Below are 12773 nucleotides of genomic sequence, written 5' to 3'. Positions count from 1 at the left end.
CGCGGAACCCCCACACGCGGAACACGGCACGCGGAGCCGCGCGGAACCCCCACACGCGGAACACGGCACGCAGAGCGGCGCGGAGCCCAGCACGGAGCGGCGTGCACGCAGAACCCCGGCACGCGGAGCGGCGCGCAGAGCCGGGCGCGCGGAACCCCGGAGCGCGGAACCCCGGAGCGCGGAACCCCGGAGCGCGGGACGCGGAGCGCTCAGGCGGTGCTGGCTCGTGGGGTCGACCGCAGGTCCGACATCGCCTCGGCGACGCCCTTCAGGAACGCTGTCGCGTCCGCCAGGTTGCCGATCGTGGCGCTGTCCTCGGCGACGCAGCCGGCCGCCGCCGTGACGAACTGCTCATACGCCGTCACGCCCTGCTCCAGCTGCGCCGCCAGGGCCGCGTGGGCGGGCCGGAGCGAGTTGCCGGCCGGGCCGAGGCTCATGGCACGCTCGACGGACGCGGTGCGCTGGGCCAGGTCGCGCAGCGACTGCTCGGCGACGGTCGCGTCGAGCACGGCGGCCTCCGCGTGCGGGCCGAGCCGGCCGACCAGCCCGGCGAGCATCGCCGAGGCGCGGTCGAGGCGCCGCCACGGCTCGGCGACCGTCAGGCCCCGGAGCCGGAACGACTCGCGCTGCCGGCCGAACTCCGCGATCGCCGTGCGCCCCGCGGGCAGCTTGGCCACGATGCCGACGAGCTTCTCGCGGGCCTGGGCGCCGATGAGGGCCGGGTCGGGCTCGGGCGGCACGGGCAGCGCACGGAAGGCCCGCAGGTCGATCCAGCGCCAGACGGCGATCGCGATGGAGCCGCCGGCAGCGGCCGCCCAGAAGGCGTCGGGCAGCCCGACGCCGCTGTACGGCACCAGAATCGCGGTGGCGCCGGTCAGCAGGCCGGCCCGCACGGACCAGCCACGCGCGGAGCGGTGCAGCCGCCGCAGTCGCTTCAGGTGCTTCGTCCGCTCCGACGCCATGACCGGCTCCCCCCAGTAAAAACGTTGAACTCGTCAGCCGGCGCTGGCGGTGTCGCCCGCTTGCTTGTCCTTCAGGCTCGCCCGGATCTCGTCGAGGCGGGCGACCCCGGCGTCCCGCGGGCCCGAGGAGGCCGCGGCGGGTGTGCTGGGCGTCGCGGGCGCGGCGGCGAGCTGCTCGCCGGCCATGCTCGCGCGGATCTGGTCGAGGCGGGAGCTGCCGGCCATGTCGAGCGTGGTGCGCTGGACCTCCAGCATGCGGCCCTCGACGGAGTTGGAGGCGAGCTCGGCGCGGCCCATCGCGTTGGCGTAGCGGCGCTCGATCTTCTCGCGCACCTCGTCGAGCGACGGCGTGTTGCCCGGCGCGGCGAGGCCGCTCATCGACTCGAGGGACTTGGCGACGGTCTCCTGCATCTTGGCCTGCTCGAGCTGGCTGAGCAGCTTGGTGCGCTCGGCGAGGCGCTGCTGCAGCAGCATCGCGTTGTTCTCGACCGCGCGGCGGGCCTGAGCGGCCGCGTTGAGCGACTGGTCGTGCAGCGTCTTCATGTCTTCCATGCCCTGCTCGGCCGCGACGAGCTGGGTGGCGAAGATCTGCGCGGTCTGCTCGTACTCCGCGGCCTTCGCCTCGTTGCCCTCGGCGCGGGCCTTGTCGGCGAGGGTGAGCGCCTGGCGGGCCGAGGACTGCAGCTTCTCGACCTCGCCCATCTGCCGGGACAGCCGCATCTCGAGCTGCCGCTGGTTGCCGATCACGGCCGCGGCCTGCTGCACCAGGGCCTGGTGCTGGCGCTGCGCCTCCTCGATCGCCTGCTGGATCTGCACCTTCGGATCGGCGTGCTCGTCGATCTTGGCGCCGAAGAGCGCCATCAGGTACTTCCAGCCCTTCGCGGCGGGATTCGCCATCTCGCGGTCCTCTCTGCGCCGGCACTACAAACGTGCGGCTTCCATCGTGTCAGGCGAGCGCGAGAGCGTCACGCCCAGCGTCAACTCAAACGGTGGGATAATGCGGACAAAGCGGTGTGAAACACGTGCGACTCAGGGTGATCTCAGGGATGCGCACTACTGCACCTGCCCATGCCGGCGTCGCGTGGAGGGCCAGCAGCTCGGCCATCCGTGCGAGCAGCCCTTCGAGACCCAGTACCGCCGACTGCGTCCGCGCGAGCAGCATCTCGCGGACGCCGTCCATCCGCCGCGCCACGCCGAGCTGATCGGGCACCGCCCGCAGGGCCCGCTCCCGCTCCGCCCGCAGCGGCCCGGCCGGCAGCCCGTCGATCCCCTGCGCCAGCCGCGCCCGGTCGTTCTGGGGCCGGGCGACGTCGATGCCCGCCGACGTCCGCTCGATCAGCGTCACCTGACCGGCGAACCTGGCGAGGTCACCCAGCGCCTCGGCCGCCTGCGCCCGCAGGACGGCATCGGAGGGCGTCTCCGATTGCCGATGCGGCATCTGTACGGCCGACTCAGCCCTCCGCAGCCACCGCTCGGCGTCGCCACCGCGGGCCGGCGCCGGCAGGTGAGCGGGGCGGCGGGACGGCGTGCGGTCGAGCAGCGCGCCGAGGCCGACCTTGATGCCGTTCACGACGCCGGCGACGGCGAGGCCCACCGGGATCCGGGCGAGCACGCCGGCCGGTGCGACCGCGCCATTCAGCACCCCTGCCGCGACGAGCCCCCAGGGCTCGGACACCTGCTCCCTCACACCCACATCTACAAGTCTGCCTTCCACTGACGAGCACCGAACGAGACCGAAGTCGATCCGACTGCCAGAAGTTGCCGAGCCACGCCCGGGCCCAGTGTGGCAGGCGCTTTCTACGCCGAAGTTCGTCGATTGCCGCGGCGTCGCCGGTACGAACCGCCGCCCGTCACCCTCCGCGTATGGATCCGCACCTTGGTCGGTCCACCAGCCCTCCAGCGGCCCGGCGGGGTTCCGCGCAGCCTTGCAGGCCGCGCGGCAGAACCCCGCGCAGCCTTCGCGGCCACACCCCCCGACGGACGCCGCGAAACGGCCCTACGGCGACACGGGCAACGCGGCCGACGGCGCCCGGCCCGACAGCAGCCTGGCCATCACGACGGCGCGAGGACACACAGCGGCGCGGGGACGGCACGACGACGCGGAGACGGCACGACGACGCGGGGACGCACTGCGGCGCGGAGACGGCACGGCGGCCACACGGTCGGGACAACGGCGACACGGGCGTCACGGCCGATGGCGACACGGGGCGTCACGGCCAACGGAGACAGGGACGCAACGGCAGCGGCTCGATGGCGGCACGGCCGCATGACCCGACGGCTACGGGCAGCGTGACGGCACCCCGCGGTCGCGGCGACGACCGGCAGCGATCAAGACGTGCCGCGTCAGGCGGCGTAGACGACTTCCCGCGGGTTGCGGGTCGCCCGCAGCGTCGTGCGGAGCGGGCCGTCGTGATGGACGGCCACCGACAGCTTCGCGTCGGCGCTGACCTTGGTCTTCTGCCCACTGCGGCTGGCCAGCCGAGCCTCCGGCGCGGACGGACCCGCCCCAGCGGCGGCGGGAGCGGCCGCCGGCTCGGTCGCGGGCGCGGACTCCTGCGTGGACTCGGGCGCACCGACCGGGACGAGCACGCGTGGCAGGTCCTCCGCGGTGGCGAGCGTGTCGCTCACATCGCGCAGCACCTCGGACAACGCGGCCCCGAGCGCCTCACAGATGGCGGCCAGCAGCTCGCTGGACGCCTCCTTCTGCCCGCGCTCGATCTCGGACAGGTAGCCGAGACTGACGTTGGCGGCGGTCGACACCTCGCGCAGGGTCCGGTGCTGGGCCTGCCGCCGCGCACGCAGCGCGTCACCGATCACTCGACGAAGCAGCACCTTGGCACCCCCTCTGAGGCAGTCCGCGAATGGGTTCCCCGCGAAAACTGGTACCCGCCACGGTACCTGGTGCGGCGCCGATCGACACCCTACCCCGCCGTTTATCGCGAGGTGATGGTGATCGCCAGCCGCTCGGCGAGGAGCGTGACGGCCGCTTGGACGGCGCCGGCGCGCACCTCGGAGCGGTCACCCGGCAGGGTGAGCTCCCGGACGGCGGCGTGCTCCGGCAGGGGTCCGGCGACGGCGACGTACACCCTGCCGACAGGCTGGCCACCCTGCGGATCCGGGCCCGCGACGCCGGTCGTGGCGGCGGCCCAGTCGGCATCGCACCGTCCCCGCGCCCCGGCGGCCATGGCGGCCGCGACCGACGGATCGACCGGTCCATGAGCGTTCAGCAGCGGCACCGGTACGTCCAGCAACGCCGCCTTCAAATCCGTCGCATATGCGACCACTCCGCCACGGAACACCGCGCTCGCCCCGGGCACTGCGACGATCTCCGCGGCCAGCAGCCCTCCGGTCAGCGACTCGGCGACCGCGAGGGTCTCGCCCCGCCCCTGCAGCGTCGCCAGCACCTCCGCCGCGCTCACGCCATCACCTCCACCGCGACCCGGCCCCCACACGAGCTCACGCCCGCGGCCAGGCATCCACGCGAGCTGACGCCCGCGGCCCGGCGTCCACGCGGACTCACGCCCGCGGCCGGGCGTCCACGCGAGCCGACGTCCGAGGTCCGGGGCGATCGCGCGCCGCTCATGCGACCGGCTCGTCCGCCACGGGCGCGACCGCCGGTGCGGCGATCGGCGTGCCCAGCATCTGGTCCTGGGCGGCCAGCCGGTCGGCCTCGCCGAACGTGTCCGGCCCGCCGCCCGTGGCACCCGTACGGCGACGGCGCGGGGAGTCGCGGCGCACCCGGTACGCCCGCAGCACGTAATCCAATCCAGTGACAACCGTCACGATGACGGCGCCCGCCATCAGCCACGGCCCCACGGCGGCGAGCCAGTCCGGCAGCGGCGTCAGGTACCAGCCGATCGCCAGGATCTGCAGCGCCGTCTTCGCCTTGCCGCCCCGGCTCGCGGGGATGACGCCGTGCCGGATCACCCAGAGGCGCAGGCCGGTGACGCCCCACTCGCGCACGAGGATGAGCACGGTCACCCACCAGGGCAGCCGGTCGTACAGCGACAGCAGCACCAGCGCCGCGCCGGTCAGCGCCTTGTCGGCGATCGGGTCGACGACCTTGCCGAAGGACGTGACCAGGTTGTACGTGCGGGCGATCCACCCGTCGACGTAGTCGGTCGCCGACGCGACCACGAACGTGATGCCCGCCGCGAGCTGCCAACCGGTGTCGGTCAGCCCGCCCGCGACAACGAAGAAGACGAAGACCGGGACGAGCACCATCCGCACGACCGTCAGGACGTTGGCCGCGTTGAGCAACGGGACGGGCTTGAGAACGGTCATGAGGCCGCCGGACTGATCATCTCGATCGGGACGGCGACCAGGTCGACGCCGACGCTGTCGACGACCCTGGCCCGGACGAGGTCACCGGGGCGCAGCGAGAACGGGTCGAGCCCGTCGCCGGCGACGAGTGTCGTGGATCCGTCGACCTCGGGCGCCTGGTGCCCGGCTCGCCCCTCGACCGAGTCGTCGAGGAGGTAGTCGACGAGGACGTCGACCTGGGAGCCGATCCGGTCGGCGGCCCGCTGCGCGCAGAGCTCCTCGGCGAGGGCGCTCATCCAGTCGTACCGCTTCTTGATGTCGCTCTCGGACACCTTGTCGGGCAGGTCGGCGGCCTCGGTGCCGTCCTCGTCGCTGTAGTCGAACACGCCGACCGCGTCGAGGCGCGCCTCGGTGAGGAAGCGGGCCAGCTCGTCGACGTCCTCACGGGTCTCGCCCGGGAAGCCGACGATCACGTTGCTGCGGGCGCCGGCCTCCGGGTCGAGCTTGCGCACCGACTCGAGCAGCTCCAGGAACCGCTCGGTCGACCCGAAGCGCCGCATCCGCCGCAGGACCGGCTCGCTGGAGTGCTGGAACGACAGGTCGAAGTACGGCGCGACGCCCGGCGTGGTCGCGATCGCCTCGACCAGGCCCGGCCGGGTCTCGGCCGGCTGCAGGTACGACACCCGCACCCGCACGATGCCGCTGACCGCCGCCAGCTGCGGCAGCAGCCGCTCCAGGAGGCGCGGGTCGCCGAGGTCCTTGCCGTACGACGTCGAATTCTCGCTGACGAGCACCAGCTCGCGGACGCCGGTGGACGCCAGCCACTCCGCCTCGGCAAGCACCTCGTCCGGGGTCCGGGACACGAACGCGCCGCGGAACGAGGGGATCGCGCAGAACGTGCAGCGCCGGTCACAGCCGCTGGCCAGCTTCAGCGGCGCGACCGGCCCCTGCTCGAGCCGCTGCCGCATCACGCCGCGCAGGTGCGCCGGCAGGTGGCCCGGCACGACCACCTCGACCGCCTCGCGGCGCGCCACCGGGGTCAGCGGCAGCAGCGTGCGCCGGTCGCGGGGCGCGTGCGAGGCGATCGTCTCGCCGGCCATGATCGCGTCGAGGCGGGCCGCCATGTCCGGGTAGTGGTCGAAGCCGAGCACCGCGTGCGCCTCGGGCAGCTCGCCGGCCAGCTGCTCGCCGTACCGCTCGGCGAGGCACCCGGTCGCGACGACCTTGGCGCCCGTGTCGGCGGCGGCGAGCAGCGTGTCGATCGAGTCCTGCTTGGCCTTGGCGACGAACCCGCAGGTGTTGACGACGACCACGTCCGCGTCGGTGCCGTCGGTGGTGACCGCCCAGCCGCCGGCCGCGAGGCGGGCGGCCAGCTCCTCGGAGTCCACCTCGTTACGGGCGCAGCCGAGGGTGAGCAGGGCGACGCGACGGTCAGCGTTGGCGGGCATGCTCCGAGGGTACCGGGCGGACCTGGGCTCAGGCTGCGGGGAAGGGGTCGCGGAACGTGAACGCATCGGATGACGGGCCCTTGCGTCGCAGCAGGTCCAGCCGTTCCCCCGCCTCGTCGACCGTCGGGATGTGCCCCGCCGGGATCCACCAGTTGACGGCGTGCACGTCCCCGAGTGGCACGAACCACTCACGCCGCCGTCGCAGCACGTCGAGGTGACCGCTGCGGAACGTGAAATCCCGCAGCGCCTCGAGGCTCTCCCACACGGACAGGTTGACGAGCAGGTCGCCGCCGAACGGCCGCAGCGAGGTCGCGTCCGCGCCGCCGTCGTCGACGAGCCGCCAGACGAACCCCAGCCAGCCGTCGGCGATGGCGTTGATCCGGTCGAGGTCCCCGTAGAAGCCGGCCATGCGGGGGTCTTCCTTCGGCCCGACGGTCCGGCCGACGTTCAGCTGCGCGAGGTGGAAGGTCATGGCGACATTCTAAAATCAACCGCGATTATTTTTGGTACCGCCTAACGGTCACACAACACCCGTCCGGCCGGGGGTCGATCTGGACCCGCTCTCCCAGCGCCCCTTCCAGCAGCGCCAGGTTCGCCCCGCAGACCAGCGCCGCGTGCGTCCTCGCCACCCCGTCGAACGGGCAGTTCCGCAGCCGCCACACGGCGCCGTCCGCGTACGGCTCGTACCCGAGACCCCGCAGCAGCTCCTCGTCCTCCGTCGCGCCCTTCCTCAGGCGCTCCCCCTGCCGGCGCGCCGCCTCGTACAGGACCGGCTCCACCCCGGCCTCCTCGACGGCGTCGGCGAACACCGTGGCCAGGGTCCGGTAGTCCCGCGGCGGCAGGCTCAGCTCGTGCTCGGCCGCGGCTCGCCGGTACAGCTTCGACGGCCGCCCCGCCCCGGGCCCGCTGCGCCCGTTGATCCGTGCGAACGACGCCTCGACCAGCCCCGCCTCGGCCAACCGGTCCAGATGGTGCGCCGCGAGGGTCCGCCCGATCCCCAGCGCGTCCGCGACCGCGTTCCGGCTGACCGGCTCCCCGCTCCGGGCGACGTACTCGTACACGGCCCGGCGCTGCGGCTCGGCCAGCGCAGCGATCGCATCGGCATCCACCCGACCAACTATCCCAGCAGTACAGCCACCACCGTCAGCGTCACCATCGACACCGCCGTCGAGGCGACCACGGCGTCACGCGGGAAGCGGCCGTCGACGCCGTACGCCCGGGCGAACACGAACGTGTTCTGGGCCGTCGGCAGCGCGGCACACAGCACCGCCGCGAACAGCCCGGCGCCGTGCAGCCCGAAGACGTACCCGGCGAGCAGGAAGCACACGAACGGCTGGACGCACGACTTGAGCACCACCGACAGCGCCACCTCCACCGGCCGGGCGGGCACCTGACCGGGGTCGTTCCCGCGCACCAGCGACAACCCCAGCGCCACGAGCGCGGACGGCACCGCGGCGTCGCCGAGCAGCCCCGCGACCCGGGCCAGCAGCGGCGGCAGCTCCAGCCCCGCGGCCCCGAGCAGCACCCCGGCGACGCAGGCCAGCATGACCGGGCTCCGCAGGGGCACCGTCACCAGCCGCCGCCACGCCCGCCCTGCCGCTCTTTCCACCTTCCCCACCCGCGCCAGGTCCAGCGTCCCCAGGATCACCGGCGTGAGGATGGTCGTCTGGATGAGCAGCACCACCGCGATGAACGACGCGTCCCCGAGCACCTGCACCGCCACCGGTATGCCGAGGTTCCCCGCGTTGACGTACCCGGCCGCCATGCCGGCGATGGTCTGCTCCCCCAACGACCGCCGGAACCCCCACCGCGCCACCCCGAACCCGACCGCGCCCACCACCACCGTGGCACCCACGAACGCGGCGACCCCTTCCCCCGCGAACCCGGCGATCGGCCGGCGACTCAGCGTGTCGAGCAGCGCCGCCGGCATCGCCACGTAGAACACGAACCGCCCGAGCACGTCCACGGCCCCGAGCCCCAGCACCCCGGTCCGCCCGGCGACGTAGCCGACAGCGGTGAGCGCCCAGATCGGCACGAACGCCGCTAACACCCCCACCTCACCACGGCGTGCCCTTCCGACCTGCCCGTGGCCGTCCTCACCGGATCACCCATGCCACCACCCGCTCCGCGCCCCGGCCCTCCCCCTCGGACTGTCATACCGCCACCCCACCCCGCCCGCACACCTGCTTGATCGAAGGACAGATCCGGTCACAATGACAGCCGGCCCGTCCTTCGATCTGTGCAGGGTTTGTCAACCGGTGGTGGTGGAGCAGGCCAGCACGGAGGGCGGGTTCCTCCCGGCCGGGGCCGGGCGCCAGGTGGCGTGGTCGCGGCGGTGATGTTCCCCCGACGCCGTCCTCACGTGGTCCAGCACCGTCGAGGGCATCATTCGGTGCGTCCACACCGCCGTCAGTTTCACAACCGGTGCACATCACGCTGACCGCCGGCACCACACCCACCATCGTGGTTCACAACCAGCACGACGCACCTCGACGCGGACGCCGCACCGCGGCATGACCTCATGCGAATCGATCGTGGCAATAGCCGCAGTGATCGAAGTCGCGTGGTGGTCGTGTGCGCGGCCAGGGCTGTCCTTCGATCATGCCGACGGTCACGAAGATCAGCGGTGCGAGACTGCCGACCCCCGACGACGCAGCTTGTCCACGACGAACGCGACCCGCCCGGTGGAGCCTGCCTACGGCGGCCACCGGCTGAGCTGTGCCCGGGCCGGCGTGGCACGCACGCTGCCTGCGCGCCCCGCACCTCGTCCCGCGCCCAGTTGCCCGTCCAGATCCGCGTCCGGCCCGCACCCAGCATCCGGCGGATCGCGCATCATGGATTGCCACGGCCCGCGGCCCAGCGACACCGCCCTCCCCGGCCGCACAGTGTGGGGAGCGGGGCGTTCAGGCCTGATGAGGACATCGCGAGCCTTGGAGCCTTCGGAGAAGCCGACAATGCCACGGCTCTCCGCGAGGTCCATGAGGCCGCCGGCCTTGAGGTCCATGAGGCCGCGCCGGCCTTGGCGAAGCCGACGCGCAGCTTGCGCTGCAGCGGGGTCAGGCGTCGTCTTCGGAGTCCTTGAGGGCGGTAAGGACCTCGGGGAGCTCGTCAGGCTTGATGAGGACGTCACGTGCCTTGGAGCCCTCGGAGGGGCCGACGATGCCGCGGGTCTCCATGAGGTCCATGAGGCGGCCGGCCTTGGCGAAGCCGACGCGCAGCTTGCGCTGCAGCATGGACGTGGAGCCGAACTGGCTGGTGACGACGAGCTCGATGGCCTGGAGCAGGAGGTCGAGGTCGTCGCCGATCTCCTCGTCGACCTTCTTCTTGGTGTCCTCGGGCTTGGTGGTGACGCCTTCGCGGAACTCGGGCTCGCGCTGGTCCTTGCAGAACTTGACGATGTCGTTGATCTCGGTCTCGCTGACCCAGGCGCCCTGGATGCGGATGGGCTTCGAGGCGCCCATCGGCAGGAAGAGGCCGTCGCCGCGGCCGATGAGCTTCTCGGCGCCCGGCTGGTCGAGGATGACGCGGGAGTCGGCGAGCGACGACGTCGCGAACGCCAGCCGCGACGGCACATTCGCCTTGATGAGACCGGTGACGACGTCGACGCTGGGGCGCTGCGTGGCGAGGACCAGGTGGATGCCGGCCGCGCGGGCGAGCTGCGTGATGCGCACCACCGAGTCCTCGACGTCGCGCGGCGCGACCATCATGAGGTCGGCGAGCTCGTCGACGACGACCAGCAGGTAGGGATACGGGCGGATCACCCGCTCGCTGCCCGGCGGCGCGGTGATCTGCCCGGCGCGGACCTTGCGGTTGTAGTCGTCGATGTGGCGGACGCCGGCGGCGGCCAGGTCGTCATAGCGCATGTCCATCTCGCGCACGACCCAGTCGAGCGCGTCGGCGGCCCGCTTCGGGTTGGTGACGATCGGCGTCACCAGGTGCGGGATGCCTTCATAGCTGGTCATCTCGACCCGCTTCGGGTCGACCAGCAGCAGCCGCACCTCGTCGGGCGTCGCCCGGGTCAGCAGCGACACGAGCAGCGAGTTGAGGCAGCTCGACTTGCCCGCGCCGGTCGCGCCGGCGATCAGGATGTGCGGCATCTTCGCCAGGTTGGCCACCACATAGCCACCCTCGATGTCCTTGCCGAGGGCCACGAGCAGCGGGTGGTGGTCGCCGGCCGCGACGCGGGAGCGCAGCACGTCGCCGAGCGCGACATTCTCGCGGTCGGAGTTGGGGATCTCGACGCCGACGGCGCTCTTGCCGGGGATCGGGCTCTGGATGCGCACGTCGGGCGACTTCACCGCATAGGCGATGTTGCGCGACAGGGCGGTGATCCGCTCGACCTTGACGCCGTGACCGACCTCGACCTCGTAGCGCGTGACTGTCGGGCCGCGGGTGAAGCCGGTGACGAGCGCGTCGACGCCGAACTGCTCGAAGACGCCCTGCAATGCCGCGGTCACCTCGTCGTTGGCCCGGGTGCGGCCGCGCGGGGCGTCGCCGGTGCCGAGCAGGTCGGGCGGCGGCAGCTTGTAGTCGGCGTCGGTGAGCGCGAGCTGCTCGGCGCGGGTCGGCAGCGGCGAGTGCTCCGGCGGATCCTTCTCCTTCTCCTTGGCCTTCTTGCGCGAGGCGGCCGCGGGGCGTGGCAGCACGACGGTGTCGTGCACGATCGCGTCGTCGGCGTCGCCACCGGGGCCCAGGTCGGGCGCCGAGGCGTCGTAGCCGAGCGGCCCGTCCTCGTCGTCGAGCGGGTGCGGCAGCGCGGCCTGCCGCCGGCGGGCCGGTGCGCGGCGCGCCGGGCGTGGCTCCGGCTCGTCGTAGAGCTCCTCGAACTCCTCGTCGACGTCGAGGGTCGGGTCCTCGACGCGGCCGAGCGCGAGGTCTCGCAGCTGCCGCCAGCGCTGCGGGATGCGGCTGATCGGGGTGGCGGTGACGACCAGCAGGCCGAACCCGGCGAGCAGGAGCAGCAGCGGGACCGCGACCCAGGAGGTCACGGCCTTCTCCAGCAGGCCGCCGCCGGCGCGGCCGAGCAGTCCGCCTGCCTTGTCCATGAGCTGGGGCGCCTCGGGGCTGCCGGACGCGAGGTGCAAGAGGCCGGTGCCGCCGAGGAAGAGCGCGCTCCAGCCGACGAGGCCGCGGCCGCGGTGGTCCTCCTCGGGGTCGGAGCGCATGACCCGGATGCCGCCGACGACCAGCAGCACCGGCAGGATCGCCGCGGCGCCGCCGATGAACGTGTGGCAGATGCCGGCGAGCCAGTGCCCGACCGGCCCCGCGGACTGGAACCACAGCGCGGCGGTGAGCAGCACGGCGAGGCCGATGAGGGCCAGGCCGGCGCCGTCGCGGCGGTGCTCGGGGTCGAGCCCGCGGGCGTTGGCCGCCTGGCGGCCCACGGCCCGCGCGGCCCAGCCGACACCGTGCGCGACACCCATCCAGACCGCGATCATGCCCCGGCCGAGCAGCCCGAGCGGCGTGGCGACGACGGCGCCGCTGCGCCGCCGCGGCCGTGGCGTCACCGTGCGGCGCGCCGCGGGAGCCGCCCGCTTGGCGGCGGCCCGGGAGGTCGAAGCCGAGGTCGAGCGAGCGGTCGAACCCGACGCCGCAGCCGTCCGCTTCGCCGGAGTCGTCCGTTTGGACGGCGTGCTCGACCCGCCGCGGGCGCTGGGGGTGCCACCGCGGCCGGCCTGAGAGGTGCGGCCCGCCATGGTCACACCGTAGCGGTAGGCTCCGACATTTCTTCGGAGCCATGGGTCGTGTTCCGGCGCTTTCTGCGGCGCAGATAGATTCCGGCGTAGGACACCGCTATCACCACACCCGCCAGCACCTGCAACAGATGGGTGTAGCGCTCCGGATACAGGACGCCTTCGATGTACTGGTCGATGAAGCCGCGCCCGACGCCGGTCTCGCCGGCCTTGCGGCGGGCCCAGTGTTCGACCAGCGTCAACGGGCAGGTGAGCGGGATGCTCACCACGGCGAGGCCCCAGGCGGCGGCCGCGAGATGCGGCCACAACGCCCAGGTCCACCGCCAGGCGAGAAACCCGCCCAGCACCACGTACGCGAGATAGCCGAAGTGCACGACGAGCACGGTGGACGCCAGCACCTCGTACAT

The 12773-nt window shown here is 73.0% G+C and carries 11 protein-coding genes and 1 pseudogene; all 12 read right to left on the bottom strand.

Annotation, left to right across the window (positions count from 1 at the left end; translation table 11 throughout):
* Nucleotides 1–209 precede the first annotated feature (209 nt).
* Nucleotides 210–962: a hypothetical protein gene (locus ACFY3L_RS08935; protein ID WP_389320414.1), complete on the bottom strand. Its 753-nt coding sequence runs from the start codon at nt 960–962 to the stop codon at nt 210–212.
* A 33-nt stretch (nt 963–995) separates the two neighbouring features.
* Nucleotides 996–1859: a PspA/IM30 family protein gene (locus ACFY3L_RS08930; protein WP_389320411.1), complete on the bottom strand. Its 864-nt coding sequence runs from the start codon at nt 1857–1859 to the stop codon at nt 996–998.
* 85 nt (nt 1860–1944) lie between these two features.
* The gene (locus ACFY3L_RS08925; RefSeq protein WP_389320409.1) at nt 1945–2649 is read right to left on the bottom strand and encodes a hypothetical protein; all 705 of its coding nucleotides are present in this window, start codon (nt 2647–2649) and stop codon (nt 1945–1947) included.
* A 656-nt stretch (nt 2650–3305) separates the two neighbouring features.
* The gene (locus tag ACFY3L_RS08920) at nt 3306–3794 is read right to left on the bottom strand and encodes a helix-turn-helix domain-containing protein (RefSeq protein ID WP_389320407.1); all 489 of its coding nucleotides are present in this window, start codon (nt 3792–3794) and stop codon (nt 3306–3308) included.
* A 101-nt stretch (nt 3795–3895) separates the two neighbouring features.
* Nucleotides 3896–4438, bottom strand: a complete 543-nt coding sequence (locus tag ACFY3L_RS08915) for a CinA family protein (RefSeq protein ID WP_389320404.1) — start codon at nt 4436–4438, stop codon at nt 3896–3898.
* Nucleotides 4439–4691: 253 nt separating this feature from the next.
* Nucleotides 4692–5246 (bottom strand): annotated as a pseudogene (pgsA, locus tag ACFY3L_RS08910) (CDP-diacylglycerol--glycerol-3-phosphate 3-phosphatidyltransferase); the annotation flags it as partial.
* A complete protein-coding gene (rimO, locus tag ACFY3L_RS08905; RefSeq protein WP_389320401.1) occupies nt 5243–6673 on the bottom strand; it encodes a 30S ribosomal protein S12 methylthiotransferase RimO in 1431 nt (476 codons plus the stop codon). The gene rimO and the pseudogene pgsA, both read right to left, overlap by 4 nt.
* 28 nt (nt 6674–6701) lie before the next feature.
* Nucleotides 6702–7145 carry a DUF3291 domain-containing protein gene (locus ACFY3L_RS08900; protein ID WP_389320398.1) on the bottom strand — a complete coding sequence of 148 codons (444 nt, stop codon included), beginning with the start codon at nt 7143–7145 and terminating at the stop codon, nt 6702–6704.
* 25 nt (nt 7146–7170) lie between these two features.
* Nucleotides 7171–7782, bottom strand: a complete 612-nt coding sequence (locus ACFY3L_RS08895) for a helix-turn-helix transcriptional regulator (RefSeq protein ID WP_389320395.1) — start codon at nt 7780–7782, stop codon at nt 7171–7173.
* Between the two features lie 8 nt (nt 7783–7790).
* The gene (locus ACFY3L_RS08890) at nt 7791–8729 is read right to left on the bottom strand and encodes an AEC family transporter (protein WP_389320392.1); all 939 of its coding nucleotides are present in this window, start codon (nt 8727–8729) and stop codon (nt 7791–7793) included.
* Between the two features lie 1000 nt (nt 8730–9729).
* Nucleotides 9730–12369: a DNA translocase FtsK 4TM domain-containing protein gene (locus ACFY3L_RS08885; RefSeq protein ID WP_389320389.1), complete on the bottom strand. Its 2640-nt coding sequence runs from the start codon at nt 12367–12369 to the stop codon at nt 9730–9732.
* Nucleotides 12370–12371: 2 nt separating this feature from the next.
* Nucleotides 12372–12773, bottom strand: coding sequence for a DUF2784 domain-containing protein (locus ACFY3L_RS08880; protein WP_389320386.1), 402 nt, complete (start codon nt 12771–12773; stop codon nt 12372–12374).

It is taken from the genome of Dactylosporangium sp. NPDC000521, assembly GCF_042898305.1.
Taxonomy (GTDB): Bacteria; Actinomycetota; Actinomycetes; order Mycobacteriales; family Micromonosporaceae; genus Dactylosporangium.
The sequence above is the reverse complement of the archived record's forward strand: the minus strand, read 5'-3'. Positions and strand labels throughout refer to the sequence as shown.

Coding starts and splice junctions, on each gene's coding strand:
- ACFY3L_RS08930 (WP_389320411.1), bottom strand. CDS start 1,859: ATGGCGAATCCCGCCGCGAAGGGCTGGAAGTACCTGATGGCGCTCTTC.
- ACFY3L_RS08885 (WP_389320389.1), bottom strand. CDS start 12,369: ATGGCGGGCCGCACCTCTCAGGCCGGCCGCGGTGGCACCCCCAGCGCC.
- ACFY3L_RS08900 (WP_389320398.1), bottom strand. CDS start 7,145: ATGACCTTCCACCTCGCGCAGCTGAACGTCGGCCGGACCGTCGGGCCG.
- ACFY3L_RS08935 (WP_389320414.1), bottom strand. CDS start 962: ATGGCGTCGGAGCGGACGAAGCACCTGAAGCGACTGCGGCGGCTGCAC.
- ACFY3L_RS08880 (WP_389320386.1), bottom strand. CDS start 12,773: ATGTACGAGGTGCTGGCGTCCACCGTGCTCGTCGTGCACTTCGGCTAT.
- rimO (WP_389320401.1), bottom strand. CDS start 6,673: ATGCCCGCCAACGCTGACCGTCGCGTCGCCCTGCTCACCCTCGGCTGC.
- ACFY3L_RS08915 (WP_389320404.1), bottom strand. CDS start 4,438: ATGCCTGGCCGCGGGCGTGAGCTCGTGTGGGGGCCGGGTCGCGGTGGA.